This window comes from Streptomyces sp. NPDC088812 (genome assembly GCF_044750285.1).
Lineage (GTDB): Bacteria > Actinomycetota > Actinomycetes > Streptomycetales > Streptomycetaceae > Streptomyces.
Genome location: NZ_JBIVJP010000017.1, coordinates 172,838 through 198,843 on the forward strand (window position 1 = coordinate 172,838; position 26,006 = coordinate 198,843).

Here is a 26,006-nt window from a genome sequence, read left to right on the forward strand (position 1 = left end):
GTGACGCCGGCGGGGTGGGCCCGGAGGAGGGGGCCGGGGCCGGGCTCATGCGGCGCGGCGACGCAGCACTCCGCCCAGGTCGCTCACCCTGAGCGACGTCCGATACCGCCACAAAGTAGTACCAAATACACACGATCCCAAAGCAATTCCGACGGCGAGTCCTGACGGTGTGTCACCTGCCGCCCGGCGGACCGCCGCCAGGACCGTCACGACCGCGCAGGCGATGGCGAGCGCCCTCGTGTAGCCCTCGCCCACGGTCGTGAAGCCGAGGCGGCAGCGCACGAGCACGGCCGCCGTGAGGTTCTCCACGACGATGGCCGCGCCCCAGGACACCGCGGCGCCGAGCACCCCCCAGACGGGCACGGCCAGCACGCCGACGACGAGCTGCACCGTGAACGCCGCCGCGGTGACGGCCAGGTGCCAGGAGCTCCGGCCGGCCATGAGCAGCACGGTCTGGGCGTTGCCTACGGCGATGTTGACCATGGCGGCCGCGCACAGCAGCACCAGGGCGAGCGCGCCGTCGGTGAACTCCGGTCCGAAGACGGCCAGGACGGTCGCGGGGAAGCAGGCGACGACACCGAACAGCGGCCAGGAGAACAGCACGGTCCAGCAGGTCGACACCCGGTGCAGGTCGTGTGCCTCGGCGGTCCGGTCGACGGCGAGCAGACGGCTGAGTTCCGGCGCCACGGCGAGCCGCACGGCGAGCTGGACCAGGGTGCCGGCGGTGACGACGCGGCCGATGGCCGTGTAGACCCCCGCCTCGGCGGCGGTGGCCAGCGCGGAGAGCAGGATGACGCCGACCCAGACGGCGCTGATGTCGAAGACGGAGGAGATCGCTCGGGGCGCGGCGAAACCCCAGAAGGCCCGCCGGTCCACGGGCCCGTCCCCGGCCGGCTGCGGTGCCGGGCGGCCGGCGCGGCAGCGGCGCAGGGAGAACCAGGCGGCCGCGGAACCGGCCAGCGTGGGCAGCAGCCAGGCCGCGGCCAGGGAGAGCAGTCCGGGCGTGTACCAGGCCACGGGGACGGCGATCAGCACCCGCAGCACCGGCTTGCCGATCTGCTCCACGCCGACGAACGGCACCACCGTGCCGTACCCCCGGGTGGCGCCGAGCAGGATCATGCCCACGGTGGCGGCGGGCAGGAAGAGCCCGAAGAGCCGGACCAGGGCGACGGCGTCCGCGGGCGGCAGATGGGGCAGCAGGGCGGTGGCCACCGCCGGGGAGAGCACCAGCGGCACGGCGGCCGCGGTGGCGGCCACCGTGGCGGGCAGGACGGCCGTGCGCAGCAGCGCGTCCACCGAGCGGCCGCCGTCGACGGCCAGGTCGCGCGGCACGAAACGCACGAGCCCGGTGTCGGCACCGAGCTTGCAGGTGTTGCTGAGGATGGTGAACAGGGCGACGCCGGTGAAGATCGCTCCCGCCCCCTGCGCCCCTACGGCCCGGGTGATCAGACCGACGAGGAGGAACGAGAAGACGGCGTTCGCGACGGAACCCGCCATCCCCCACCAGCCGCCCCGCGCGGTCGCGGCCACCCCACTGGGGGCGGCCGCCCCGGCGCGGGGGCGGGCGGTCGTCTCCGGGGCGGTCATCGGCGGGAAGCGCTGAACGTGCCGTCCTGCTGAGGGAGTTCCATGGACGCGGTGTCGGCGTGCGTCTCGGGGCCGTACTTCGGGCGGCGGCGCAGGACCCGCAGGCGGCGGCCCGGGCGGCCGGTGTCGAGGACGGCGCCGAGGAGGCGCCCGCCGGAGCAGGCGATCAGCTCCTGCACCTGGCGGAGGTCGTCGCGCCGGGTGCGGTCGAGGTGGGCGACCACGAGGACGCCGTCGACCCGCTGGGCGGCGGCCAGCGCGTCGGCCTGCGTGAGCAGCGGACCCGCGACGACGACGGTCGACGTCTCGTGATCGGCGAGGACCGACCGGTGCCGCCGGCCGGTACCGCCGTTGGAGGAGAAGGCGAAGCGGCCGGCGACGTCGGTGTCGACGAGGACGCTCCCGGCGGGCAGGAACGCCTCTTCCAGGGTGGGGGCCTCGTACGGCATCAGCGGCAGCCGCGTGGCGAGGTCGCTGGTGTCGGGGGTGGTGTCCACCAGCAGTACGTCGCTGCCGTCCTCGGCGAGGGCGGCGCCCAGGTTGGCGGCGACCTCCTCGGCGTCGCCGGTGGTGCGGGGGGCGACCACGAGCACGCGGCCGGGGCCGCCCGTGCGGTCGAGCTGCCGCATCCGGAACGCCAGCGCCCGGTAGGCCTCGCTGCGCGGGCTGCCGGTGCGGCCGACCGTCAGCAGCGCCTCGTCCCCCCCGTCGTCGGAGGACAGGATGCCGAGCACCGGCGCGCGCAGGGCGGCCTGGACCTCCCCCACCGAGCGGACCCGGTTGTCCAGGGCGGAGCGCACCCAGGCCAGCACGAGGCCGAGGAGCAGTCCGCACACCACCCCGAGGGCGAGCAGGGTCCGCAGGCCGGGTCCCACCGGCAGGGTGGGGACCGAGGCCCGGCGGACGACGTCACCGCCGTCGGTGTCCCGGGACTTGATGTCCAGGACGCGCTTCTGGAGGTTGTAGAGCTGGTTCTGCGCGGCGGGCTTGGCCGACGCGCGCTCCAGCTGGTCCTGCGCCAGCCGCTTGTTCAGTACGGCGATCTGCTGCTCCAGGGCATGGGTGGCCCGGTGCGCCGTGGCCTCGTTGCGGCTCTTGCGGTCGGCGAGGTACGCCTCGGCGAAGGCGTTGGCGCCCTGCGCCGCGCGCTGGGGGACGCCGGAGGTGTACTCGAAGCGGAGCACCTGGGACTTCTGCGGGTTGGTGACCCGTACCCGGGCCCCGAACGTGGTGGTCTGCTCGGCGGGCCGGCCCAGGATGCGCACCGCGCGCTGGGCGACGGTCGCGCTGGCGGCGATCCGCTGCTCGGTGCTCATGCTGACCTGGTTGTCGGCGGAGACGCCGACCGTGCCGAAGGGGTCGGTGGTGGAGCGTACGAGGACTTCGCTGGTCGCCGTGTAGGTGTGGGCGCGCTGCACGGAGAGGGCGAGTCCGCCGACCGCTCCCAGGCAGATGCCCAGGGCGATCAGGGATCGGTGGCGCAGGATGCGGCGCAGTTGGTCGCGTAGCTGGTCCGGCTCGTCGTACCGGTCGTCGAATGGGGTGGGGCCGGTCACGGGTGCCCTCCTGTTCCGGGGATCGATGCGTGACGGATGGGTGTGGGCTGCGCGGCCGGTGAGGGGAACCGGGATGCCCGGGCGGTACGGGTGCTGATGAGCAGGGGGACGGCCATCAGGAGCGTCAGCGGGCCGGCGATGGCGAGCAGGCTGCCGCGCAGGAAGACCATCTGGTAGAAGGCGAAGGCCGGAACCAGGAGCGCCGCGAGGGTGCCCGGCCGGCCGCGCAACAGGTGGCGTACGTCGTCGGCGCGCCGTCCGACCGCGCCCAGCAGGCAGAACACGACGACCACCGAGAACGGGCCGGCCCACAGGTAGGTCTCGATCCACAGCGGCGCGGACAGGTTGAGGAACTCGTAGCCCGCGTACCGGGCCAGGGCGATGCCGGTGTCCTCGGGTTTCTCCGGCCACATGGAGCGCGGCACCATGAACAGCGGGGGTCCGAGCGCGTCCTGGGGGGAGAAACCGTTCTCCCGCGCGTAGTCGATCCCCGTCTGCACCTGCTGGAAGGCGTCGTAGTCGCCGTTGGTGGTGAACTGGTCGGTGAGGGAGACGACGGTGACGTCCTCCCGTTCGCTGTAGCGGAAGTAGTCGCTGTAGGGGAAGACGACCAGGAGCGCGGCGATGAGCGCGGCCGCCGTGGCCCGGAAGGCCCGCGGCCGGCCCAGCCGGGGCACGGTGAAGACCAGGGTCAGCAGGACCGTGCCGATCCAGAACCTGGGCTTGCTGATGGGGTTGTTGACGACCGCGTTGAGCGCCAGGAACACCGGCAGCAGCAGCCAGCGCAGGCCGCGCAGCCAGCGGTCGCCGCGCGCCACCCGCGGTACGTGCAGCAGGCCGAGCAGCGCCCAGAACGCGGGCACGGACAGCGACCAGCTGAGCAGCACCTGGAGGAAGGCGCCCTGGGTGTCGGCCGTCGCACCGGCCTCGGTGATGGCCTGACGGCTGGTGAAGTACGCGCTGAGGCGGCCCGGTTGGCTGGAGATCAGCAGGACCGCGAAGGCCAGGGCCAGCCCGCAGAGCGCCACCAGGCGCCACGGGGCGATCCGGCGCGAGAGCAGTCGTTCCAGGAAGCCGGGCGGGGCGGAGCCGGCGCGGGTCTGCCGGCGGCGGGCGGCGAGGGCCGTTCCGGCGCTGTAGGCGAGGAGTCCGAGTTCCACGACGGCGACGGCCTCGAAGGCGTTGGCCTCGCGGGTCCGGTAGGGCCACGGGTAGGTGTCGGAGGCGAGCATCGCCAGGGGCGCCAGGCCGAGCCAGATATAGGCGAAGACCCAGAAGCCGAAGGCGACGAGCCGCACCGTGGGCGCGGTGAGCACCCGGGCGAGTGCGCCACCGGTGTGCGCCACGACGACGCCCTGGAGCGCGAGCGCGACCGACAGCCGCACGCCGTCCGACTGGAGGATCAGCCCCGGCAGCAGGACGGTGAGCACCACGGCCCAGAGGGAGACCGCAGCCGCACTGCGGACGCGAGCGTCCTGCATCCCGACCTCTCTGCTGAGCGAGTTTTCAGGCTGAAACATCACCGAAAGATATATAGCGCTCTTACCGCTCAAATCGTCCAAGGCGCGCACAAATCATTCACTTCGGCGCAGCGCTCACCAAAGAGGACCATCGGGTGATGTTCTTTTTCAGCAGCGTGCCTTTTACCCCAAATCATGACAAGTCTGCATAGCTTGTCGCGCAGGTCTCCGCAGGGCCCGGCGCCGGACGGCGCCGCCGGCGGCGGAGGACCGGCTGACCGCAGATCACATCTCCGGAGCACTCAGGGAGTCGCGCTATGAGCAAGCAGGTCGACGTCGTCGTCGCCGGTGGCGGGGGATTCATCGGAGGGCATCTCGTGGGCGACCTCCTCGCCCAGGGGCTGACCGTCCGCTCCATCGACATCAAGCCCCGGCACGAGTGGTACCAGGTCCACCAGGACGCCGAGAACGTGGTCGCCGACCTGTCGCTCCTGGACCGTGCGCGCGCCGGCGTCCGGGACGCCGGGCAGGTGTACATGCTGGCCGCCGACATGGGCGGCATGGGCTTCATCGAGAACAACAAGGCCGCCTGCATGATGTCGGTGCTGACCAGCACCCACATGCTCCAGGCCGCCCACGAGGCCGACGTGGAGCGCTACTTCTACTCCTCCTCCGCCTGCGTGTACGCCGCCGGCAAGCAGACCGACCCGAACCTCACCGCGCTCAAGGAGGAGGACGCCTACCCCGCGCAGCCGGAGGACGGCTACGGCTGGGAGAAGCTGTTCTCCGAGCGCATGTGCCGCCACTACGCCGAGGACTACGGGTTCGTCACCCGCGTCGCCCGCTACCACAACGTGTACGGCCCGCACGGGACATGGACCGGCGGCCGGGAGAAGGCCCCGGCCGCGGTGTGCCGCAAGGTGGCCGAGGCGGTCGTCTCCGGCGACCACCGGATCGAGATCTGGGGCGACGGCCGGCAGAGCCGCTCCTTCATGTACATCGACGACTGCCTCCACGGCAGCCAGATGATCATGAACGGGAACAGCGGCGTCCCGGTCAACCTCGGCTCCTCGGAGCTGGTCACCATCAACCAGCTCGTCGACATCGTCGAGCAGATCGCGGGCGTCCGCTGCGAGCGCAGCCACCGGCTCGACGCCCCGCAGGGCGTGCGCGGCCGCAACTCGGACAACACCCTGATCCGCGAGATCCACGGCTGGGAACCGTCCGTCACCCTGCTCGACGGCCTGGAGCAGACCTACGCCTGGGTCTACGACCAGGTCAAGCGCTCCCAGCAGTGAGACCCGACCGAGTACGCCGCGCACCAGGACCTGGAGGGCCGATGAGGATCCTCGTCCACGACTACAGCGGCCACCCGTTCCAGGCGCAGCTGAGCCGGGAACTGGCGCGCCGCGGCCACGACGTCGTCCACTCGACGTGCACGGCCTACGTCTCCGGCAAGGGCAACCTCGCCGGAGACGCCCCGGGCCTGCGCTTCGCCACCATCGGGGACGGCACCGCGCTCCGGAAGGAGGCCTACTTCCACCGGCTCCGCCAGGAGAGCCTGCTGGGCCTGGAGCTGGCCCGGCAGGTACGGCGGGAGAAGCCCGACGTGGCGATGCTCTCCAACCTGCCCATCCCGGTGCTGGTGGTGGCGGCGGCCGTGCTGCGGCGGTTGCGCATCCCCTGGGTGCTGTGGCACCAGGACGTGACCGCCGTCGCGCTGGAGAGCTTCGCCGCGGCCGACGTGGCGAAGACGATGGGCGTGGCCGCCAAGGTCTTCGGGGCGGGCGAGAAGTGGTCGGCGCGCCGGGCGGCGGCCATCGTGGTGATCGCCGAGTCCTTCGTGCGCATCCACCGCAGGTGGGGCACCGCGGACAAGGTCACCGTCATCCCCAACTGGGCGCCGCTCGACGAGATCGTCCCGGTGGACCGGGCCAACGCCTGGTCGGCCGAGCAGGGTCTGGACGGGGTACGGACGGTGCTGTACTCCGGCACGCTGGGCCTGAAGCACCACCCGGTCCTGCTGGTGCAGCTGGCCGAGCGGCTGCGGGACCGGGGCACACCGGTCCGGCTCGTCGTCGTCAACGACGGCCCGGCGGTACCGGTGCTCCGGCAGGCCGCGGCCGCGCGCGGGGTGGACCTGACCCTGCTGCCCTTCCAGCCCTACGAGCGGCTGCCCGAGGTGCTGGGCGCCGGCGACCTCCTCGTCGTCCTCCTGGCGGCGGACGCCGGTGAGTTCTCCGTACCGTCCAAGACACTGTCGTACCTGTGCGCGGGGCGCCCGGTCCTCGGGCTGATGCCCGCCGGCAACCTGGCCGCGCACCTGCTCCGCCAGGCGGGGTCCGCGGTCTTCCCGCCGGAGGAGTCCGCCCTCGACGACGCCTGCGCCTGGGTCCAGGAGGTGCTGTCCGACCCGGCGCGCGCCGAGTCGCTGGGCAAGGAGAGCCGCGCCCTGGCCGAGCGGGAGTTCTCCCTGGAGGACTGCGCCTCCCGCTTCGAGGACATCCTCCGCACGGTCGGCCGCGCCCCGGCGCGCTGACGGCCCGGCGTGCCGCCGGCCACCGCGGGCCAGCCGTTGCGACGGCGGGCCCGCGGTGGCCGGCGCCGCGCTTCCCGGGGTGTCTCCTCGGCGCGGGGCCGTCCGTGCGGTGGGTGCTACCGGTGTGCTCCGGGGGCGGGGCGGTCCCGGTAGACGTCCTCGAGGCGGTCCGCGACCGCGCGGATCGAGAAGACCTCGTCGATCGCGCGCCGGCCGGCCGCGGCCAGCCGTGCGCGCAGGTCCTCGTCGGCGAGGAGCAGGCACACCGCGTCGGCCAGGGCCTCCGGGCTGCCGTCGGTGACCAGCGCCGCGTCCCGGCGCGCCAGTTCGGCGGCGATGCCGCTGCTGTCCGTGCACACCACCGGCGTGCCCTCGGCCAGCGCCTCCAGGACCGTCATCGGGAACGGCTCCCGCACGCTCGGCAGGACGTAGACGGCGGCCCTGCGGTAGGCCTCCAGCGCCGCGGAGTGCTCCAGCGCGCCGCCGTAGGTGACCACGTCGGTCAGCCCGCGGTCCGCGACGAGCCGCCGCACCGCCGGCAGGGAGCCCTCGTCCGCGCCGTAGAGCGTGAAGCGCGCCTCGGACATCTCCTTGTGGACCAGGGCGGCCATCTCGACGAAGGCCTCGGGGCGTTTGCGCGGGTGGAGGCGGGCCAGGAAGATCACCTCGTGGTCGTCGCGCCGCCGGGCGCCCGTGTCCGCACCGCCCGGGCGCAGCCCGTTGGGCAGGGACACCAGTGCGGGTCCGGCCGGGCCCAGCACCTCGGTCAGCGCCCGCCGCTCCCGCTCGGTGAGCACCAGGCAGCACCGCGCCCGGCGCAGCAGGGGCACGTACAGACGGTCGAAGACCCGCGCGACGGTTCCGGTGCGGGGCTCGACCATGCCGTGCGTCTGGGTGACGAAGGGGGTGCGCCGCAGCCGGGCGACGGCGAGCGCGGCGAGGGAGACGAGGTCGCGTCCCGCGTGCACGTGGACGGCGTCGGCGCGTCCCATGGCCCGCCACAGGTCCCGCAGCAGCAGGGGGTGCATGAGACCGAGGCAGCCCTGGCCGGGCACGAAGCGCCAGGCCGGACGGGAGACGAACCGGACGGCGCCGATGCGCCGTGCGGCGGGCGCCCTGCCCCGCCACAGCGACACCAGCGTCACGTCGTGGCCGCGGGCGGCGCACTCCTCGAGCTGGGCGACGGCCACGCTCGTCGGTCCGCCGAACGCGCCGTCGTCGCTGACGAGCGTGACCACGTGGACCAGTCTCATGCCGTGGCTCCCTTCGCCCCGGGGGTGGACACGGCGGACCCGCCGGGCGCGCCGGACCCGGACGGGTCCGTTCCGGGCGTCCCGCCCGCCGTCAGGACCGCGCCCGGTGCGAGGTCCCGGTGGGCGACGGCTCCGGCGCCGACCACGGCGCCGGGGCCGACGGTGACGCCCCGCAGCACGACCGCGCGGGCCGCGACCCAGCTGCCCGGCTCCAGCCGGATGGGGCCGTTGTCGAACTCGAACGTGGCGGAACGGCGGCGGTGGCTGCCCGTGCACAGCAGCGCGCCCTGCGAGACGCAGCAGTCGCTGCCGATGGTGACCGGTTCGAGGTTGAGGATCCAGGCGTCCTCGCCGATCCACACGTCGTCGCCGACGTCCAGCTTCCAGGGCCAGTGAACGCGCACTCCGCGCCGGATCAGCACCCGCTGTCCGACGCGGGCGCCGAACGCGCGCAGCAGGGCCGGCCGCCAGCGGGCCGGGAACCACCACTTGACGAACAGCAGGTGGAGGGCGGCGAACCAGGCGGCCTGGACCGGCAGCGGGCGCCCCTTGTCGTATCCGGCGCCGGTGAAGCCGCGCAGCGACCACGTCACCGTCGACCGGTGGCCGGTGGCTCCGGCCCCGTCCGGGGGCGGGGCCGGTGCGCGCTGTGCGGCGGTGGGGTGTGCGGCTGAGGTCTGTGCCATGGCGGTGTCCCTTCCCGAGGGCCAAGACGTCCCCGTCGCCGCGATCCTTCACGTCGCCCGGGGCTGATCCGCCGTGTTCACCGCGTGTTGGACGCAGACGTGCCCGGATGGCGGATGCGGTCCGGGAAGGGGACCGCATCCGTCCTCAGTAGGCGCCCTGCCCGTCCAGGACGACGCGCAGGGTGCGGGCCATGACGTTCATGTCGCCGGCCAGCGACCAGTTGTCGACGTAGCGCAGGTCGAGGGCGACCGTCTCGCGCCACGACAGGTCCGACCGCCCGCTCACCTGCCACAGGCCGGTCAGGCCCGGCTTGATGCTGAGCCGGCGCATCTCGACGCCGTTGTACTTGGCGACCTCCTCGGGCAGCGGGGGGCGTGGACCGACCAGGGACATGTGACCGAACAGGATGTTGAACAGCTGGGGCAGCTCGTCCAGCGAGTAGCGGCGCAGGACGCGTCCCACGCCGGTGACCCTCGGGTCCTGGCGCATCTTGAACATGTGCCCGTCGTTCTCGTTCTGCGCCTCCAGCCCGCTCTTCATCCGGTCGGCGCCGACCACCATCGTGCGGAACTTCCACATGGGGAACGGCTCCCCGTTGCGGCCGACCCGGGTCTGGCGGTACAGGATCGGACCGGGCGAACCGAGCCGGACGGCGAGGGCGAGCAGGAACAGCAGCGGCGAGAACAGGGCGATCAGCGCCAGCGCGCCCAACCGGTCCACGAGGGACTTCGCCACGGTGTGCGCACCGCGCTGCAGCGGTGGTGCGATGTGCAGCAGGGTCAGGCCGGCCGCCGTGGTCAGCCGCACCCGGCGGCGCGACACCTCGACGATGCCGGGCAGCACCATGAGCGAGCGGCCCTGGTCGTGCAGCGCCCAGGACAGCCGGCGCACCCGCTCACCGGACAGGTGCGGGCCGGGCGCCACGAACACCAGGTCGGCCGCGAGTTCGTCGGCCGCCCCGAGTACGGCCGTGGCGTCCTCCTCGGGCAGGTCGGGCGCCGTGCGGGGCAGCCGGACGCACTCCGGCACCCCGGAGCGGACGTCGCCGTCGCCCACCGGGCAGGCGCCCACGACCACGTACTCGTGGTCGGTGCGCTGGGCGAGCTGCTCGACCACGGCGTCGACGGTGGAGGCCTCGCCGACGACCAGCACGTGGCGCAGGGCACGGGCGTCCCGGCGGGCGGCCAGCAGATGACGGTGGATCAGCTTCTGGCTGACGCCCGTCAGGACCAGCGCGGGGATCAGCGCCGTGAACGCCTCGGCGGGAACGCTGTCCAGCCCGCAGACCACGCGGAGCGTCGCCAGGGCGCCGACCAGGACGAGCCAGTCCCGTATCACCGCCCTCAGGCCGCCTCCGTCACCCCAGTTCTGGTGGGTGTACCGCTTGCTCACCGCCCCGATGAGGGGCCACAGCAGGGCGGCGGCGGCCGCGTAGCGCAGCGGGTGGAGTTCGTGGACCTCCACGAACGCCGCCGCGACCGGCAGGGCCGCGGCGAGGAGATCGACACCCACCGCGACGGGGGCGTACCAACGGGCCCTCGTCTCCTCGCGGTGGATGGGGTGGCGCGCCACGGGGACCGGCGCCTGTCGGGACATCGCGTTTCTTAACCGCCGCATGGTCTCCTTCAAACCCCCAATCACGGATCGCGGGCGCGGCTGTTGGAGCTTCGACGCAGACAGCCACACCCCCAGCAACATGATCCTTATATCATCAGATAGATAGGAATATCCCCTTTGACGCCTCGCGTTCTGTCGTGCCGTGGGGCACGGTGGAGTGACGCGGTGACGCGTGACCTGCGCGACACGAGCACGGCCGCGGAGAGGAGTCCCGTATGTCGAACCACACCTACCGGGTCACGGAGATCGTCGGCACCTCGCCGGACGGCGTCGACCAGGCGATCCGCAACGGCATCACCCGCGCCTCGCAGACCCTGCGCAACCTGGACTGGTTCGAGGTGACCCAGGTGCGCGGCCAGATCGAGGACGGCGGGATCGCCCACTGGCAGGTGGGCCTGAAGGTCGGTTTCCGCCTGGAGGAGTCGGAGTGAAGCCGGGGGTGACGGGCCTCGGGCGGTCCCCTCGGCGCCGCACGACGCTCAGGTGCGGCCCTCCCGCTCCTGAGCCACCCGCAGGGTGACCGAGGGCGGCGTCCAGCGCGCCCGGACCACCCGGAAACCGGCCTGTTCGGCGTCGTCGCAGACCAGGTCGTCGTCGTCCACGAGGACCCGCACCTCCCGGTCGCGGGCCAGCCGGCGCAGTGTCTCCAGTTTGGTGCGGCGGGCCGGCCGGCGGTCGTCGTCGCGCCGCATGTACACCCGCCCGGCGGGCAGCCCGTGCCGCTCCAGCCACTCCAGCGTGTCCCGCCGGCAGCGCTCGGGGCGCCCGGTCAGGTAGACGACCTCGCATTCCCCCGCGCTCTCCACAGCCATCGCCACGCCCTCGGGGATCGGCGGGTCCTGCGGCGCGGCCGCGAAGAAGGCGTCCCACTGCCGTGGCCTGCGTTCCAGGAAGCGCTGTCGATGGGTGGTGTCGGCGAGGGTGTTGTCCAGGTCGAACACGGCGATCGGCCGCCTGCGGGTGTCGGTCACACCCCCACCCTAGGGATCTCCCGCCGCGGGCGACGCCCGACCGACCGGCGACGCCCGACCGACCCGACCGGCAACCGGCGCGGCCCGCTCCCCCTCCCTCCGGGAGACCGGCCAGGGGCCCGGCCGGGAATCCCGCGGGCCGCGCGCTGTTGAACCCTTCATGACCTCCGCGCTCGCCTCGGCCCGTTTCTCCGTCCTCGACCGCTCCCGCGTCCGTGAGGGGCACACCGGCGCCGAGGCGTTGCGGGACACCGTGCGGCTGGCGCGGGAGGCGGAACGGCTGGGCTACCACCGTTTCTGGGTGGCGGAGCACCACGGCGTGCCCGGGGTCGCCGGATCCGCGCCGACGGTCCTGGCCGCCGCGGTGGCCGGCGCGACGCGCGCCATCAGGATCGGCACCGGCGGAGTGATGCTGCCCAACCACCGGCCGCTGGTCGTGGCCGAGCAGTTCGGCGTCCTGGAGTCCCTGTTCCCGGGGCGGATCGACATGGGTTTGGGCCGCTCGGTGGGCTTCACCGACGGCGTGCGCAGGGCCCTGGGGCGCGACAAGGACGACGCGGACGACTTCGCCGGGCAACTTCAGGAGCTGCTGGGCTGGTTCCGGGGCACGTCCCCGACCGGCGTGCACGCCCGGCCCGCCGAGGGCCTGACGGTGCCGCCGTTCGTGCTGGCCATGGGTGAGGGCGCCCGGATCGCGGCGGAGGCGGGCCTGCCGATGGTCATCGGGGACCTCCGCGACCGCGACAGGATGCGGCGCGGCATCGACCGCTACCGCGCCCGTTTCCGGCCCTCCCCCTGGGCGGCGGAACCGTACGTCGTCGTCTCGGGCACGATCGCGGTGGCCGGCACCCCCGGGGAGGCCCGCCGGCTGCTGCTCCCCGAGGCCTGGTCGATGGCGTACGCACGCACCCACGGCACCTTTCCGCCGCTGGCGCCCGCCGAGGAGGTCGAGGCCCGCGCCATGACCGCGAAGCAGCGCGGTCTCTTCGAAGCGGGTCTGGCCGGCCACATCGCGGGCACCGAGGAGGAGGTGGCCCACGCGCTGGAAACCCTCCTGGCGGAGACCGGCGCGCAGGAGGTCCTCGTCACCACCAGCACCCACGACCGCGGGGCCCTGCTGGACTCCTACCGGCGCCTGGCCGGGATCGTGCGCCCGGGGAATGCCGTGGCGGACACGGGCGAGCACCCGGGGAATGCCGTGGCGGACACGGGCGAGCACCCGGGAAAGACCGCGTCGGACGCAGGCGAGCACCCGGGAAAGACCGCCACCGACACGAGCGGGCTCCCGAGGAGGACCGCCACCGACACAGGCGGGCTCCCAGGAGGAGCCGTGGCGGACACAGGCGAGCACCCGGGAAGGACCGCCACCGACACGAGCGGGCTCCCGAGGAGGACCGCCACCGACACAGGCGGGCTCCCGGGAGGGGCCGTGGCGGACACGGGCGAGCGCCCGGGGAGGGCCGTCGCCGACACGGCGGCGCCCCTCGCCTGACCGCGCCGCGACGGCCGCCACGCGGTGCGCCGACGGCCACCACACGGGGCGAGCCGACGGCCCCTGTCAGCGCGCCGGCGGCCCCTGTCACGCAGTGCGGTGGAGGGCGCCGGACCGTGCCGCTCGGTGCCCGGCGTGTGAGGTGGCCGTGGTGCGCGGCCCCAGCACCTGCGCCTCGGCGGCGGCCGCGAGCCCCTTGCGGTCCGGGTGGGCCTCCGGCCCGATCGACGGCAGCACCTCCACCTCGGCCACCAGTGCCCGCGCCGTCGCCACCCGCCAGAGCGAGGCGAGCAGGGAGTCGTCGCCGACGAAGGCGGGCGCCGTGCTGGCCCCGCCCCCGTCCGCCCGGTACCGGATGCGCACCGGTTGGACGGGGACCCGAGCGTCCAGCGCCGCCTGGAACACGGCCCGCCGGAAGTGCCCCTGGGCCCGGCCGCACCAGGTGCTGCCCTCGGGGAACACCGCGACGGCCCGTCCGGCGCGGAGCGTCCCGGCGATCCGGTCGACCGTGCCGGGCAGGGCGCGCAACCGGTCGCGGTCGATGAACAGGACACCGGCCCGGTCGGCGATCGCCCCCGCCACCGGCCACCGCCGGATCTCGGTCTTGGCGAGCATCCGGGCCGGGCGGACGGCGGCCAGCAGGGGGATGTCCAGCCAGGAGATGTGGTTGGCCACCAGCAGCAGCCCGCCGTCGGGCGCGGCGGCGCCGGTCGTACGGACCCGGACGCCCGCCGCCCGCACGACCGCCCGGCTCCACCGCCGTACCGCACCGGCCGGGACGCTCCCCCACAGTCGGGGGAACGCCCGGCCGAGCGCCGACAGCAGGATGCCGGTGAGGACGAGCAGCACCACCGCCACGAGCCGCGGCACGGCCCGCGGGACGGCGGCGGGGGACCCCGTCGTCTCCACGCACGCCCGCGGGGTGCAGGGCGCACCGGGCAGCCAGCCGCTCATCAGGCCGGGACGAGGGAGAGGAAGTGCCGCAGGTAGCGGGGGTTGACCCGGCGCATCGACAGCAGCACGTACAGGTCGGCGACCCCGAAGTCGGGGTCGTGGGCGGGCTCGGCGCACACCCAGGCGCCGAGGCGGAGGTAGCCGCGCAGGAGGGCGGGCAGTTCGGTGCGGGCGGGCGGTGCGGCGTCCGCCGGCGGCGTCCACGGCAGCAGCGGCCGTACGCGGAACTCCTCCGGCGCCAGGTGCTTGTCGCGCACCCGGTCCCAGGTGCCGGCCGCGAGGGTGCCGCCGTCGGCGAGCGGGACGGAGCAGCAGCCGGCCAGCCACTCGTGGCCGCGGTCCACCATGTAGCGGGCGATGCCGGCCCAGATCAGCCCGATGACCGCGCCGTCGCGGTGGTCGGGGTGCACGCAGGAGCGGCCGACCTCGACGAGCCCCGGCCGGATGCCGTCCAGTGCGCTCAGGTCGAACTCGCCCTCGGAGTACAGGCGTCCGGCGACCGCGGCACGCTCGGGCGGCAGCAGCCGGTAGGTGCCGACGACCTGTCCGGTGCCGGTGTCGCGCACCAGCAGGTGGTCGCAGTAGGCGTCGAAGGGGTCCACGTCGAGGCCGGGCTGCGCGGAGGTGAGCAGGGCGCCCATCTCGCCGGCGAAGACGTCGTGCCGCAGCCGCTGCGCGGCCCGTACGTCGGCTTCGTCGCGGGCCAGGGTGACGGTGTAGCGGGCCGGCGCGGTGCTCTGCGGGGGACGGTCGAGGGTGGAAATCCCGGTCATGGCACTCTCCTGGTCACGGGCCGGAAATGGGGACGGCACCCGGTGGGCCGGGGGGATCCGGCCCACCGCCCCTGTTCTTCCGATGCCGATTGGCGTGTACGTGACCTGTGTCAGGAGAGTGGATGTGCGGATGCTGAACGGCACGGACGCGTTCCGGGCGTCCATGTTCCGGTGCCCGGACCGTCAGCCGGAACCCGCGGCGCCGTTCACCCGGACGCCAGACGGGGCCGGGGATGAGCACCACTCCCGGCCCCGCCCGTCCACCGTCCTGTCCGGCGAACGTCTTCCGCGCCCGTGCCGACGCCCTGCCGGCGCGCTCTACCGCGTCGCTGCCGGCGCTCTACCGCGTCGCTGTCAGCGCTTGGCCTTGCGGGTGGCCCGCAGCCATTCCTTGTTCATGCCGGTGATGGAGACCAGCGGGATGCCCTTGGGGCAGGCGGTCGCGCACTCACCGGCGAGCGTGCAGCCGCCGAAGCCCTCGGCGTCCATCTGCGCCACCATGTCCAGCACCCGGGTCTCCCGCTCGGGCGCGCCCTGCGGCAGGACGTTCAGGTGGTTCACCTTGGCGGAGGTGAAGAGCATCGCCGCGCCGTTCGGGCAGGCGGCCACGCATGCCCCGCACCCGATGCACTCCGCGTGCTCGAAGGCGAGGTCGGCGTCCGGCTTGGGCACCGGCGTGGCGTGCGCCTCGGGGGCGGCACCCGTCGGCGCGGTGATGTAGCCGCCCGCCTGGATGATCCGGTCGAAGGCCGACCGGTCCACGACCAGGTCCTTGACCACCGGGAACGCCGACGCCCGCCACGGCTCGACGTCGATCGTGTCGCCGTCCCGGAAGGAGCGCATGTGCAGCTGGCAGGTGGTGGTGCGCTCGGGGCCGTGGGCGTCGCCGTTGATGACGAGGGAGCAGGCGCCGCAGATGCCCTCGCGGCAGTCGTGGTCGAAGGCGACCGGATCCTCACCGCGCAGGATGAGTTCCTCGTTGAGGGTGTCGAGCATCTCCAGGAAGGACATGTCGGGCGAGATGCCGTCCACCTCGTACGTGGACATGGCGCCGTCGGCGTCGGCGTTCTTCTGCCGCCAGACGCGCAGGGTGAGCTTCATGCGTAGCTCCGCTGAGTGGGGTGGACGTACTCGAAGACCAGGTCTTCCTTGTGCAGGACGGGCGCCTCGCCGGTGCCGGTGAACTCCCAGGCGGCCGCGTAGGCGAACTCGTCGTCCTTGCGGGCGGCCTCGCCGTCCGCGGTCTGCGACTCCTCACGGAAGTGGCCGCCGCAGGACTCGGCGCGGTGCAGGGCGTCGAGGCACATCAGCTCGGCGAGCTCCAGGTAGTCGACGACGCGGTTGGCCTTCTCCAGGGACTGGTTGAACTCCTCGCCGGTACCGGGGACCTTGATGCGCCGCCAGAACTCCTCGCGGATCTGCGGGATGCGCTCCAGTGCCTTGCGCAGTCCGGCGTCCGTGCGGGCCATGCCGCAGAACTCCCACATCAGCTCGCCCACCTCGCGGTGGAAGGAGTCGGGCGTGCGGTCGCCGTCCACGGACAGCAGCAGGTTGAGGCGGTCCTGGGTCTCGGCCAGCACCTCCTGCACGGCCGGGTGCCCGTCGGTGACCTCACCCTGGTGCGGGTTGCGGGCGAGGTAGTCGTTGATGGTCGCCGGCAGCACGAAGTACCCGTCGGCCAGGCCCTGCATCAGCGCGGACGCGCCGAGCCGGTTGGCGCCGTGGTCGGAGAAGTTCGCCTCGCCGATCGCGAACAGGCCGGGCACGGTGGTCTGGAGGTCGTAGTCGACCCACAGGCCGCCCATCGTGTAGTGCACGGCCGGGTAGATGCGCATCGGCACCCGGTACGGATCCTCGTCGGTGATCCGGTGGTACATGTCGAAGAGGTTGCCGTACTTGGCCTCCACGGCCTTGCGGCCCATGCGCTGGATCGCGTCGGCGAAGTCCAGGTAGACGCCCTGGCCGCCGGGGCCGACGCCGCGGCCCTCGTCGCAGACGTTCTTCGCGGCGCGGGAGGCGATGTCGCGCGGGACCAGGTTGCCGAAGGACGGGTAGATGCGCTCCAGGTAGTAGTCGCGCTCGTCCTCGGGGATCTTGTTCGCGGGCCGGTCGTCGCCCTTGGCCTTCGGCACCCAGATACGGCCGTCGTTGCGCAGCGACTCGCTCATCAGGGTGAGCTTGGACTGGTGGTCGCCGGTGCGCGGGATGCAGGTGGGGTGGATCTGGGTGAAGCAGGGGTTGGCGAAGTGGGCGCCGCGCCGGTGCGCCCGCCACACGGCGGTGGCGTTGGAGTTCATGGCGTTCGTCGACAGGTAGAAGACGTTGCCGTAGCCGCCGCTGGCGAGGACGACCGCGTCCGCGTAGTACGTGTCGATCTTCCCGGTGATCAGGTCGCGCGCCACGATGCCGCGGGCCCGTCCGTCGATCACGATCAGGTCGAGCATCTCGGTGCGCGGGTGCAGCTCGATGTTCCCGGCCGCAACCTGCCGGGACAGCGCCTGGTAGGCGCCGAGCAGCAGCTGCTGGCCCGTCTGGCCGCGGGCGTAGAACGTGCGGGACACCTGGACTCCGCCGAAGGAGCGGGTGTCCAGCAGGCCGCCGTACTCGCGGGCGAAGGGCACGCCCTGCGCCACGCACTGGTCGATGATCTCGACGGAGATCTGCGCGAGGCGGTGCACGTTGGACTCGCGCGCCCGGAAGTCGCCGCCCTTGACGGTGTCGTAGAACAGCCGGTGGACGGAGTCGCCGTCGTTGCGGTAGTTCTTCGCGGCGTTGATGCCGCCCTGCGCGGCGATGGAGTGGGCGCGCCGCGGGGAGTCCTGGTAGCAGAACTGGACCACGTGGTAGCCCTGTTCGGCGAGGGTGGCCCCGGCGGAGCCGCCGGCCAGGCCGGTGCCGACGACGATGACGGTGTGCTTGCGCCGGTTGGCGGGGTTGACCAGCTTGGCCTCGAAGCGGCGCTTGTCCCAGCGTTCGCCGATCGGCCCGGAGGGGGCCTTGGTGTCGGCGACGGGCTCGCCGGTCAGGTAGTCGGTGTACGAGGTCATGTCAGCTCACCACTCCGGTCATGACAGCCACGGGGACGGCGATGAAACCGGCCGTGAGCACCAGCGCGAGGACGTCGGCGACGGTCTTGAGGGCACGGTCGCGGGTGCGGCTGCCGGCGCCGAGGGTCTGGGCTGCGCTCCAGAAGCCGTGCCGGACGTGCAGGCCGAGGGCGAGCATCGCGACGATGTAGATCACGTTGCCGTACCAGGTGGAGAAGGTGTCCACGACGTTCTGGTACGGACGGCCCTCCTGGAAGCCGCCGGAGTGCACGGTCCCGGTCGTGAGGTCCAGGAGGTGCCAGACGATGAACAGGGCGAGGATGATCCCGCCCCAGCGCATGGTGCGGGTGGCGTAGCTCGCCCGCGGCTTCTTGTGGACGTACTTGGTCGGGCGCGCCTTGATGTCGCGGCGGCTGAGCTGGTACGCGGAGACGGCGTGGGCGACCACCGCGACGACCAGCACCACGCGGACCAGCCACAGGGTCCACTCGTAGTGCATGAACGGTTCGCCGACCGTGCGCAGCCAGTGCGCGTAGTGGTTGAACTCGCCCGCTCCGAAGAAGATCTTCAGGTTGCCGATCATGTGGACGACCAGGTACAGCAGCATGATCAGACCGCTGACGGCCATCACCGTCTTCTTGCCGACGGAGGAGTCCCACACGGTGCGTGCCATGGACGGCCGTCGGTCCGTCCGCGTTGCCAGAGCCATGACCGAGACGCTAGGGCCGAACGACCCCATCGGTCCAAGACATGGTCCACCTCGTTTCCATAGCCGATGCCTATCGAAGCCGTATGCTGGCGGGATGCAGTTCCAGCAGCTCCAGTACTTCGTGGCGGTGGCCGAGACCCGGCACTTCACCCGCGCCGCCGACCTCGTGCACGTCGCGCAGCCCTCGCTGTCGCAGCAGATCAAGGCGCTGGAGCGGGAGTTGGGAGCCGATCTGTTCCTGCGGGCGCGCGGCAACATCACCCTCACCGACGCGGGCGAGGCGCTGCTGCCGCTGGCCCGGCGGATCCTGGCGGACGCGGAGACGGCCCGGTACGAGGTGCAGGAGCTGGTGCAGCTGCGCGGCGGCCGCGTACGGCTCGGCGCGACCCCGAGTCTGTGCACGGGCCTGCTGCCGGACGTGCTGCGCGCCTTCCACGACCGCTACCCGGGCATCCGTCTGCTGATCGAGGAGGGCGGCTCGCACGACCTGGTCCGCGGGCTGGCCCGCGGCGCCCTGGATCTCGCCCTGGTCGTCCTGCCCCTGCCGACGCCCTCCCCCGCCCTGACGACGGTGGAGCTGCTGCGCGAGGACCTCGTGGTGGTCTCCTCCCCGGAGGCACCGCGGCCGGGCGACGGCCGGCGCACGGTCCGCGTGGCCGACCTGGAGGGCGAACGCCTGGTGATGTTCCGCCACGGCTACGACCTGCGGGAGCTGACCGTCGCCGCCTGCCGCGCGGAGGGCTTCGAGCCGGACTTCGCGGTGGAGGGCGGGGAGATGGACGCGGTGCTGGGCTTCGTGCGGGCGGGGCTGGGCGTGGCGGTCGTCCCGCGCATGGTGGCGGCCCGGTCGGGGCGCGGACTGCGCGTGACCCCGCTGGCCCGTCCCGGGCTGAACCGGACGATCGCGCTGGCCCACCGCAGCGATGTGGCCCCGCCGCGGGCGGCCCGGGAACTCCAGCGGATGCTGCTGGAGCGGTGAGCCGCCGGGCACCGCCGCGGGGCGGAGACGCCGCCGTCCGGTCGGGCACCGGTGCGCGGGCGCGCCGCCGGCCGGGGCGCTGCGGCCGGGCCGGCACGCGGATGCGCCGCCCGCCGCGACGCCACTGCCGGACCAGCACGCGGATGTGCCGCCCGCCGCGGCGCTACGGCCGACACGATGCGCGGACGCGCCGCCCGCCGCGGCGCTACGGCCGGCACGATGCGCGGACGCGCCACCCGCCGCGGCGGTGCGGCTGGCACGGAGCACGGACGCGCCGCCCGCCGCGGTGCGCGGCCTGGGCCACCCGCCGAGCCGCTGCGGCCGGGCGAGCGGGCGTCGGGCCGCCTTGCCGAGGGGAACCCCGGGGGTCCTGCGGGCCCCGGCGCCCCGGCATCACCCCGTGGCGTCCACCAGGGCCAGGTCGTGCAGCCGCTCGGGCGGGCCCGGGCGGGCGTAGTACCAGCCCTGGGCGGTGTCGCAGCCCAGTATCCGCAGCTGTTCGGCCTGGGCTCCGGTCTCCACGCCCTCGACGGTCACCGCGAGGTCCAGGCTGTGCGCCAGGGAGACGATCCCCTCGACGATCTTGAGGTCGACGGGGTCGGCCGGGAACTGCTGCATGCTCTGGGTGAAGGACCGGTCCAGTTTGAGCACGCTCACCGGCAGCCGGCGCAGGTTGGCGAGGTTGGAGTAGCCGGTGCCGAAGTCGTCCAGGGCGATGTCGACGCCCATCTCGGCGAGCCGGCGCAGCGGCTTGAGCAGATCGTCGTCGGCGCCGATCAGGGCGGACTCGGTGACCTCCAGGCACAGGGCCTCGGGCTCGACGCCCGCGCGCTCCAGGATGTCGACGGTGTCCTGCACCAGTCCGGGGTGGGTGAGCTGGCACGGGGAGAGGTTGACGTTGATGCGCAGGGAGCTGGTGTCCCCGTTGCGTTCGCGCCACGCGCGGGCCTGGCGCACCGACTGCTCCAGGACCCAGCGGCCCAGCGGCACGATCAGCCCGGTGTGCTCGGCGAGCGGGATGAACCGGTCGGGGCCGAGCACGCCGTGCTGCGGGTGCAGCCAGCGCACCAGGGCCTCCGCGCCGCGCACGCTGCTGTCCCCGAGGTGGACCAGGGGCTGGTACTCGATGAAGAACTCGCCCCGCTCCAGGGCGACCGGGAGGGAGGTGGTCAGACCGTGCCGGGTGATCGCGCGGGCGTCGGCCTCGGGGTCGGCGAGCTCGAAGCGGTTGCCCCCCGCCGACTTGGCCCGGTACATGGTGATGTCGGCGCTGCGCAGCACCTCGGCGGGGCTGCGCTCCCCCGCCGGGCCCTCCACGATGCCGATGCTGCCGCGCACGGTCAGTTCCCGGCCGTCGATGCGCACGGGCGCCACCAGGACGTGCATGATGCGCGCGGCGAGCTCGTCGACCTCACGGCGGGTGTCGGGGCCGGTGGTCAGCGCCACGAACTCGTCGCCGCCGAGCCGGGCGACCATCTCGCCCGGCGCGGTCGCGCAGGACTGGAGCCGGTCGGCGACCTCGACGAGCAGCCGGTCGCCGGCCGCGTGGCCGAGGCTGTCGTTGATGGTCTTGAAACCGTCCAGGTCCAGGTAGCACAGGCCGAAGCGCTGGCCCTCCCCGGCGGCCAGCGCCTTCTCCAGGCGTTCGAAGAACAGGGTGCGGTTGGGCAGGCCGGTGAGCGCGTCGTGGGTGGCCTCGTAGCGCAGCCGCAGGTTGAGCAGGCGGCGCTCGGTGGTGTCCTCCATGAGCGCCAGCTGGTACTGGGGGTCGCCGTCCGCGTCGCGCAGCAGGGAGACCGTCAGGTTGGTCCACAGGACCGTTCCGTCGGGGCGGTAGAACGCCTTCTCCACGTGGTAGTGCTCGCGTTCGCCGCGCACCAGTTCCTCGTAGAGCCGCCAGACCTGGGGCGCGTCCTCGGCGTGCGTCCACGCGCGGACGTTGCGGCCGCGCAGCGACTGCTCGCCGCCGCCGAACATGCGCAGCATCGCCCCGTTGACCTGGAGGACGTTGCCGTCCAGGTCGGCGATGCCGATCCCTATGGCGGCGCCCTCGAAGACGGCGCGGAAGCGGGCCTCGCTGGCGTGCAGCGCCTGCGCCACCACGCCCTGCGCCTGGAGCGCCGCCCGGGCGATGGCCTCCTGCTCGGCCAGGGTGCGCTCCCGCAGTGCCTGCGCGAACCCGGCGGCCATGGCGTGCTGGAGCCGGGAGCAGCGCGTGCGCAGGTCCTCCTGGGGGCCGTCCCCGCCGCAGTACAGCACCAGGTAGGCGTCCACGCAGTCCAGACTGTGGGCGAGTGCCTCCGGGTCGGTGCAGTGCGCGTCGACCAGCGCGGCGCCGATCGCCTTCGCGGTCTCTGCCTCGAACGTCCTGGCGCGCAGTGCCTCGCTCAACCGCCGGGCCAGTGGCAGCAGTTGCTCCTCGAACTCCGGCCGGGTCAGCGACGTCGAGGTCACCGGGTACACGGCCCGGCTCCAGATCGTCGCGAACCGCCGCAATCTGTCCTCCGGCCCGTCCGGCTCGGCGATCACGAAGTACGCCCCACGCCCGCGAATCCGGAGAAGGCGTACGGATCCTCGTCCTCCGGCGCTGTCTCCGGCCGCCAGCGCGGCATCGGCACCAGTCCCGGTTCCACCATCTCGTACCCCTCGAAGAACCGCGCGATGTCGTCGCGCGAGCGCATGATCAGCGGGTTGCGAATGTCCTGGTACACGTCCACCGCGCCGCCGGCCCGCTCGGGCGGCAGCGGTATGCCCTCGTACGAGGCGTGCGTGAGGACGAGCAGGCTGCCGGGCGCGAGCGCGTCGGTCAGCTCGGCCACCGCCGCGTACGGGTCGTCCTCGTCCTCCACGAAGTGCAGTATGGCAACGAGCAGCAGGGCCACCGGCCGGTTCAGGTCGAGCAGGTGCTCCACCTGGGGGCTGGTCAGGATCTCCCGCGGCTTGCGCAGGTCGGCGGCGACGACGTCCGCGTCCTCGTTGCCCGCCAGCACCGCCTGGCTGTGCGCGACGGCGACCGGGTCGTGGTCGACGTAGACGATCCGGGCACCGGGGCTGGCCTCCTGGGCCACCTCGTGGGCGTTGCCGAAGGTGGGGATGCCCGACCCGATGTCGAGGAACTGGGTGATGCCCTCGCCCGCCGCGTACCGCACCGCGCGGCGCATGAACGCCCGGTTCGCCTGCATGATCTTGGGGAGTCCCGGCAGGAACTCCATGGCCCTGCGGGCCGCTTCCCGGTCGACCTCGAAGTTGTGCGAACCGCCCAGGTAGTAGTCGTAGATCCGCGAGACACTGGGCACGGAGACGTCGATGCTCCGTGGAGCCCAGGCGGGTCGCTCCATCTGTCTCTCCAAGGCGTAGGCGATCCGGTGTTCGACCAGAGGCTACTGATCGCCCGCCAAACGGGCGAGCAGAAACGGAAATTGACCGTCCGTTCCCGGTCACTGCCTGCGGCACGTGCCGCGTCGCCCTCCCCGCAGGGACCCACGCAAAGTACCCGACCGGGGACGGCGCCGACAGCACAGCGGTCCGCCCCCTCCGTGCGGCGCGGAGGGGGCGGACCGGGGGTCGGACGGGCCGTGACAGGGTGCGGGGACCGGCCCTGGGGAGGCGGTCCCTACTGCTCCGGCGCGCCGACCAGCTCACCGTCGGGGGCCACGGCGTACCACGTGCCGCCGACCCCCTGGCCGTTGATGTCCCCGGGAGCCTTGTCACCGGAGAAGGTGTAGATCGGTGAGCAGTTGACCGTCATCTGCTTGATGCCGTCGGGCCGGGTGAAGCTCATCAGGCCCTTCTTCTGGACGCCTTCGGTGTCGTCGGTGGCGACCGGGGCGACGGCCGGCCACTTCTCCAGGCAGGTGCCCAGGCACTCGGTCACCGGTTCGGGCCACGCCTGGTCCTTCACGAAGCGGTAGACCGTCATGCCGTTCTTGTCGACGACGATCTCGCCGAGGTTGGGGTCCTCGCGGACGGACAGCCCGGGCAGGTCGGACACCTTGGCCTTCTTGCCGTCGGGGGCCAGGGCGAACCACTTGCCGCCCACGCCCTGGCCGTTGGTGTCCCCGGCGTTGGTGTCCTTGGCGTAGCGGTAGACCGGCCAGCCGTCGACGGTCAGCTGCTTGGTGCCGTCGGACCGGGTGACCTCCCCGAGCAGCGACTTGTCGATGCCGTCGCCCGCCGTGGCGTCGTCGGCGGGCACGGGCGGCCAGGTCGTCGCGCAGTCGCCGTCGCAGTTGGACTTGGGCGGTTCCGCGGTGTCCGCATCGAAGCGGTACAGGGTTATACCGTCGGCGTCGATGAGTACCTTGCCGAGCTCCGCGTTGGCGGAGACGGACAGCTCACCCGCGGTGCCCGTACCGGCGGCCGCTCCGGCGGCGCCCGCGGACGCCGAGGCGCTGGGGCTCGTGCCGGCGCCGACCCCGCCGTAGCCGCTGCCCACGCCCGCGATGACGCCGGCCTGAGCGGTGGCCCCCACGTTCTGGCTCGCGTTCGACGATCCGCTTTCCTGACCGCACGCCGTCGTCAGCGCCAGAACGGACACGGCGCCCGCCGCGAGTGCGGCGCTCCGCCAGGAGGTCTTCATCGTCAACAACTCCCCGATCATCACAAGGGTGTTGCAGCGCCCTGCTGCGCCGCCGCACGGCCATGGGTACGCATATCGGTGGTCGTTGTGTTCAACCGTGGCGCGAAATTCTTTCCGCCGTCCGTGACCGGGCCCGCTCACCGCCGACGCACTCGCACACGCGTACGGCGGGCCGGACACACGAGCGCGCTCCGGCCGGACCACCGGGGAGCGGGCGTCACCCGTTCGGGGCAATCATGTCCGCGCGCGGGCGTGCACGCGGGCGACCGGCCCCATGATCTCCGTCGTGCATGGACCCGAAACGACCCGATCCGCCCTCGTCGCCCGGGCGTTGGCCCTGACGACCGCGGCCTGGTTCCTGGCGGCCGCGCCGGCCGGTACGGCCGTGGCCGACGCCTGCGCGTACGCCTCGACGGGCCCGGACGGCACCGAGGCGGTCGCGGTCGCGGGGAAGCCCCCGTGGCCGACGTCACCGGTGTGCCCGGTCCCGACTCCGACGCCCACCCCGCCCAAGCCGAAGCCTCCGCCCGAGCCGACCCCTCCGCCTCCGCCCGAGCCGACGCCCCCACCGGAACCGACGCCTCCCCCGAAGCCGAGCCCGAGCCCGAAGCCGAGCCCGAGTCCGAGCCCGAAGCCGAAGCCGCCCGCGAAGCCCTCGCCGTCCCCGCGGCCGGCCCGTCCCCCCGCTCCCGCACCGCCGCGGCCGGCCCCGGCCGTCGTGCCACCGGCCCCCGCCCCGCCCCCGACACCCGCTCCGCCCCCGGAGCCGACACCGACACCGAAGCCCACGCCGCGCCCCTCGGTGGCTCCCGTGCACTACCCGGAGTACCACACGTCGCCGCGCCAGCGGCCCACCCGCCACGGCCCCTCGCCGGTCACCTACGTCCTGCTCATCACCGCGCCCGCGGTGGTCGCCGTCGCCGCGCTGCGGCCGCGTTAACGCCGACCCTGGAGGCATCTCTTGCCGGAATGGCTTGTTCTCACCCTCGCGATGCTCGCCGCCTGCGCGGTGGTGGTCGTCATCACCCTCGTGCGGCACCGCACGGCGTCGGAGGACGAGGACCCCTCGGAGACCCCTGACGTCATCGAGTACATGACGATGTGGATCGGCGTGGTGTACGCCATCGTCCTGGGCCTGGCCATCGCCGGGGTCTGGGAGGCCCGTGGCGTCGCGCAGGACCACGTGCAGACGGAGGCCCAGGCGCTGCACGAGATCTCGGAGCGGGTGCGGGTGTACCCGGCCGACGTCCGTGACCGCGTTCGGGAGGATGTCAACGCCTATGTCGGACACGTCGTCACCACCGAGTGGAAGGTGATGGCCGACAAGGGGGAGGTGACGCGGCACGGCGACGAACTGCTCGGGCGCCTGCGCGCGGACCTCACCGACTACCAGCCGCAGTCCGACTTCGAGGCGCAGGCCTACCAGCCCCTGCTGGACCAGATGGCCGTCGCGGACCAGGCGCGCAACTCCCGGGCGGGCTCGATGGATCCCACGATGCCCGGGGTGGTGTGGTTCGGCCTGGTCATCGGGGCCGTCATCACCATCGGCATGGTCTTCGCCCTCCAGATCCGGCGCACCATGCGCGAGCTGATCCTGGCGGGGCTCTTCTCGGCGCTGATCGCCTTCCTCCTCTTCCTGATCTGGGACTTCGACGCGCCCTACAGCCGGGGCATCACCGCGACCACCGAACCCTTCCTGGCCCTCTTCCCGGGCGCCGGGGGCTGAGGCCCCCCGGGCCGGAGTCCGACGCCGGCGGCATGACAGGCCTTCGCCCCGGATCCCGGGAGGGACCGGGGCGAAGG

Annotated in this window: 21 protein-coding genes and 1 pseudogene; 7 read left to right on the top strand and 15 right to left on the bottom strand. The window is 73.2% G+C overall.

Going from position 1 to position 26,006, the window contains the following annotated elements; translation table 11 throughout:
• Window positions 1-45: 45 nt before the first annotated feature.
• Genes ACIP67_RS28020 through ACIP67_RS28030 form a run of 3 tightly spaced genes read right to left on the bottom strand, consistent with a single transcriptional unit; the run spans window position 46 to window position 4,663 of the window.
• Entirely contained in the window at window positions 46-1,587 is a 1,542-nt protein-coding gene (locus ACIP67_RS28020; protein ID WP_401695619.1) for a lipopolysaccharide biosynthesis protein, read from the bottom strand.
• Window positions 1,584-3,143 carry a hypothetical protein gene (locus tag ACIP67_RS28025; RefSeq protein ID WP_401695620.1) on the bottom strand — a complete coding sequence of 520 codons (1,560 nt, stop codon included), beginning with the start codon at window positions 3,141-3,143 and terminating at the stop codon, window positions 1,584-1,586. Before ACIP67_RS28025 ends, ACIP67_RS28020 begins: the two co-directional genes overlap by 4 nt.
• Window positions 3,140-4,663 carry a hypothetical protein gene (locus ACIP67_RS28030; RefSeq protein WP_401695621.1) on the bottom strand — a complete coding sequence of 508 codons (1,524 nt, stop codon included), beginning with the start codon at window positions 4,661-4,663 and terminating at the stop codon, window positions 3,140-3,142. Before ACIP67_RS28030 ends, ACIP67_RS28025 begins: the two co-directional genes overlap by 4 nt.
• A gap of 257 nt (window positions 4,664-4,920) precedes the next feature.
• On the opposite strand from ACIP67_RS28030, the gene ACIP67_RS28035 reads away from it, so the two are divergent.
• Both ACIP67_RS28035 and ACIP67_RS28040 read left to right on the top strand, forming a co-directional pair.
• On the top strand, window positions 4,921-5,901 hold the full coding sequence (locus tag ACIP67_RS28035) for an NAD-dependent epimerase/dehydratase family protein (RefSeq protein WP_401695622.1): 981 nt from the start codon (window positions 4,921-4,923) through the stop codon (window positions 5,899-5,901).
• A gap of 41 nt (window positions 5,902-5,942) precedes the next feature.
• Window positions 5,943-7,142, top strand: a complete 1,200-nt coding sequence (locus tag ACIP67_RS28040) for a glycosyltransferase family 4 protein (protein WP_401695623.1) — start codon at window positions 5,943-5,945, stop codon at window positions 7,140-7,142.
• A 116-nt stretch (window positions 7,143-7,258) separates the two neighbouring features.
• Here ACIP67_RS28040 and ACIP67_RS28045 read toward each other — a convergent pair whose 3' ends face one another.
• The 3 genes from ACIP67_RS28045 to ACIP67_RS28055 all read right to left on the bottom strand — a co-directional run bounded on the left by ACIP67_RS28045 (window position 7,259) and on the right by ACIP67_RS28055 (window position 10,678).
• Complete coding sequence (locus ACIP67_RS28045) at window positions 7,259-8,395, bottom strand: glycosyltransferase (protein ID WP_401695624.1); 1,137 nt, start codon at window positions 8,393-8,395, stop codon at window positions 7,259-7,261.
• A complete protein-coding gene (locus tag ACIP67_RS28050; protein ID WP_401695625.1) occupies window positions 8,392-9,081 on the bottom strand; it encodes a DapH/DapD/GlmU-related protein in 690 nt (229 codons plus the stop codon). Before ACIP67_RS28050 ends, ACIP67_RS28045 begins: the two co-directional genes overlap by 4 nt.
• Window positions 9,082-9,226: 145 nt before the next feature.
• A complete protein-coding gene (locus tag ACIP67_RS28055; RefSeq protein WP_401695626.1) occupies window positions 9,227-10,678 on the bottom strand; it encodes a sugar transferase in 1,452 nt (483 codons plus the stop codon).
• 236 nt (window positions 10,679-10,914) lie between these two features.
• On the opposite strand from ACIP67_RS28055, the gene ACIP67_RS28060 reads away from it, so the two are divergent.
• On the top strand, window positions 10,915-11,130 hold the full coding sequence (locus ACIP67_RS28060; RefSeq protein WP_401695627.1) for a dodecin: 216 nt from the start codon (window positions 10,915-10,917) through the stop codon (window positions 11,128-11,130).
• 48 nt (window positions 11,131-11,178) lie between these two features.
• Here ACIP67_RS28060 and ACIP67_RS28065 read toward each other — a convergent pair whose 3' ends face one another.
• Complete coding sequence (locus ACIP67_RS28065; protein ID WP_401695628.1) at window positions 11,179-11,670, bottom strand: hypothetical protein; 492 nt, start codon at window positions 11,668-11,670, stop codon at window positions 11,179-11,181.
• 160 nt (window positions 11,671-11,830) lie between these two features.
• Here ACIP67_RS28065 and ACIP67_RS28070 point away from each other — a divergent pair.
• Window positions 11,831-12,829, top strand: a pseudogene (locus ACIP67_RS28070) (LLM class flavin-dependent oxidoreductase); the annotation flags it as partial.
• A 420-nt stretch (window positions 12,830-13,249) separates the two neighbouring features.
• Here the strand turns inward: ACIP67_RS28070 and ACIP67_RS28075 are convergent.
• From ACIP67_RS28075 to ACIP67_RS28095, 5 genes are all read right to left on the bottom strand, one after another.
• A complete protein-coding gene (locus tag ACIP67_RS28075; protein ID WP_401695629.1) occupies window positions 13,250-14,116 on the bottom strand; it encodes a lysophospholipid acyltransferase family protein in 867 nt (288 codons plus the stop codon).
• Window positions 14,116-14,889: a GNAT family N-acetyltransferase gene (locus ACIP67_RS28080; RefSeq protein ID WP_401695630.1), complete on the bottom strand. Its 774-nt coding sequence runs from the start codon at window positions 14,887-14,889 to the stop codon at window positions 14,116-14,118. Before ACIP67_RS28080 ends, ACIP67_RS28075 begins: the two co-directional genes overlap by 1 nt.
• Window positions 14,890-15,243: 354 nt before the next feature.
• Window positions 15,244-15,990 carry a succinate dehydrogenase/fumarate reductase iron-sulfur subunit gene (locus tag ACIP67_RS28085; protein ID WP_385064991.1) on the bottom strand — a complete coding sequence of 249 codons (747 nt, stop codon included), beginning with the start codon at window positions 15,988-15,990 and terminating at the stop codon, window positions 15,244-15,246.
• Window positions 15,987-17,936 (bottom strand): fumarate reductase/succinate dehydrogenase flavoprotein subunit, encoded by a 1,950-nt coding sequence (locus ACIP67_RS28090; RefSeq protein ID WP_401695631.1) that lies wholly within the window; start codon window positions 17,934-17,936, stop codon window positions 15,987-15,989. Before ACIP67_RS28090 ends, ACIP67_RS28085 begins: the two co-directional genes overlap by 4 nt.
• Window position 17,937: 1 nt before the next feature.
• On the bottom strand, window positions 17,938-18,609 hold the full coding sequence (locus ACIP67_RS28095) for a succinate dehydrogenase (protein ID WP_401695674.1): 672 nt from the start codon (window positions 18,607-18,609) through the stop codon (window positions 17,938-17,940).
• A 130-nt stretch (window positions 18,610-18,739) separates the two neighbouring features.
• On the opposite strand from ACIP67_RS28095, the gene ACIP67_RS28100 reads away from it, so the two are divergent.
• On the top strand, window positions 18,740-19,624 hold the full coding sequence (locus ACIP67_RS28100) for a LysR family transcriptional regulator (protein ID WP_389517654.1): 885 nt from the start codon (window positions 18,740-18,742) through the stop codon (window positions 19,622-19,624).
• 393 nt (window positions 19,625-20,017) lie between these two features.
• Here ACIP67_RS28100 and ACIP67_RS28105 read toward each other — a convergent pair whose 3' ends face one another.
• The 3 genes from ACIP67_RS28105 to ACIP67_RS28115 all read right to left on the bottom strand — a co-directional run bounded on the left by ACIP67_RS28105 (window position 20,018) and on the right by ACIP67_RS28115 (window position 24,203).
• Window positions 20,018-22,153 carry a putative bifunctional diguanylate cyclase/phosphodiesterase gene (locus tag ACIP67_RS28105; RefSeq protein WP_401695632.1) on the bottom strand — a complete coding sequence of 712 codons (2,136 nt, stop codon included), beginning with the start codon at window positions 22,151-22,153 and terminating at the stop codon, window positions 20,018-20,020.
• Window positions 22,150-22,962: an SAM-dependent methyltransferase gene (locus tag ACIP67_RS28110; RefSeq protein ID WP_401695633.1), complete on the bottom strand. Its 813-nt coding sequence runs from the start codon at window positions 22,960-22,962 to the stop codon at window positions 22,150-22,152. Before ACIP67_RS28110 ends, ACIP67_RS28105 begins: the two co-directional genes overlap by 4 nt.
• 275 nt (window positions 22,963-23,237) lie before the next feature.
• The gene (locus ACIP67_RS28115; RefSeq protein ID WP_401695634.1) at window positions 23,238-24,203 is read right to left on the bottom strand and encodes an SCO0930 family lipoprotein; all 966 of its coding nucleotides are present in this window, start codon (window positions 24,201-24,203) and stop codon (window positions 23,238-23,240) included.
• Between the two features lie 811 nt (window positions 24,204-25,014).
• On the opposite strand from ACIP67_RS28115, the gene ACIP67_RS28120 reads away from it, so the two are divergent.
• Window positions 25,015-25,143, top strand: a complete 129-nt coding sequence (locus tag ACIP67_RS28120) for a hypothetical protein (protein WP_401695635.1) — start codon at window positions 25,015-25,017, stop codon at window positions 25,141-25,143.
• A 21-nt stretch (window positions 25,144-25,164) separates the two neighbouring features.
• Window positions 25,165-25,929 carry a hypothetical protein gene (locus tag ACIP67_RS28125; RefSeq protein ID WP_401695636.1) on the top strand — a complete coding sequence of 255 codons (765 nt, stop codon included), beginning with the start codon at window positions 25,165-25,167 and terminating at the stop codon, window positions 25,927-25,929.
• The last annotated feature ends 77 nt before the right edge of the window (window positions 25,930-26,006 follow it).

Excerpts from the sequence above, each read along its gene's own strand:
- ACIP67_RS28050 (WP_401695625.1), bottom strand. The coding sequence starts at position 9,081 with ATGGCACAGACCTCAGCCGCACACCCCACCGCCGCACAGCGCGCACCG.
- ACIP67_RS28060 (WP_401695627.1), top strand. The coding sequence starts at position 10,915 with ATGTCGAACCACACCTACCGGGTCACGGAGATCGTCGGCACCTCGCCG.
- ACIP67_RS28080 (WP_401695630.1), bottom strand. The coding sequence starts at position 14,889 with ATGACCGGGATTTCCACCCTCGACCGTCCCCCGCAGAGCACCGCGCCG.
- ACIP67_RS28035 (WP_401695622.1), top strand. The coding sequence starts at position 4,921 with ATGAGCAAGCAGGTCGACGTCGTCGTCGCCGGTGGCGGGGGATTCATC.
- ACIP67_RS28055 (WP_401695626.1), bottom strand. The coding sequence starts at position 10,678 with ATGTCCCGACAGGCGCCGGTCCCCGTGGCGCGCCACCCCATCCACCGC.
- ACIP67_RS28020 (WP_401695619.1), bottom strand. The coding sequence starts at position 1,587 with ATGACCGCCCCGGAGACGACCGCCCGCCCCCGCGCCGGGGCGGCCGCC.
- ACIP67_RS28095 (WP_401695674.1), bottom strand. The coding sequence starts at position 18,609 with ATGGCACGCACCGTGTGGGACTCCTCCGTCGGCAAGAAGACGGTGATG.
- ACIP67_RS28090 (WP_401695631.1), bottom strand. The coding sequence starts at position 17,936 with ATGACCTCGTACACCGACTACCTGACCGGCGAGCCCGTCGCCGACACC.
- ACIP67_RS28085 (WP_385064991.1), bottom strand. The coding sequence starts at position 15,990 with ATGAAGCTCACCCTGCGCGTCTGGCGGCAGAAGAACGCCGACGCCGAC.
- ACIP67_RS28110 (WP_401695633.1), bottom strand. The coding sequence starts at position 22,962 with ATGGAGCGACCCGCCTGGGCTCCACGGAGCATCGACGTCTCCGTGCCC.
- ACIP67_RS28030 (WP_401695621.1), bottom strand. The coding sequence starts at position 4,663 with ATGTTTCAGCCTGAAAACTCGCTCAGCAGAGAGGTCGGGATGCAGGAC.
- ACIP67_RS28100 (WP_389517654.1), top strand. The coding sequence starts at position 18,740 with ATGCAGTTCCAGCAGCTCCAGTACTTCGTGGCGGTGGCCGAGACCCGG.
- ACIP67_RS28040 (WP_401695623.1), top strand. The coding sequence starts at position 5,943 with ATGAGGATCCTCGTCCACGACTACAGCGGCCACCCGTTCCAGGCGCAG.
- ACIP67_RS28045 (WP_401695624.1), bottom strand. The coding sequence starts at position 8,395 with ATGAGACTGGTCCACGTGGTCACGCTCGTCAGCGACGACGGCGCGTTC.
- ACIP67_RS28115 (WP_401695634.1), bottom strand. The coding sequence starts at position 24,203 with ATGAAGACCTCCTGGCGGAGCGCCGCACTCGCGGCGGGCGCCGTGTCC.
- ACIP67_RS28075 (WP_401695629.1), bottom strand. The coding sequence starts at position 14,116 with ATGAGCGGCTGGCTGCCCGGTGCGCCCTGCACCCCGCGGGCGTGCGTG.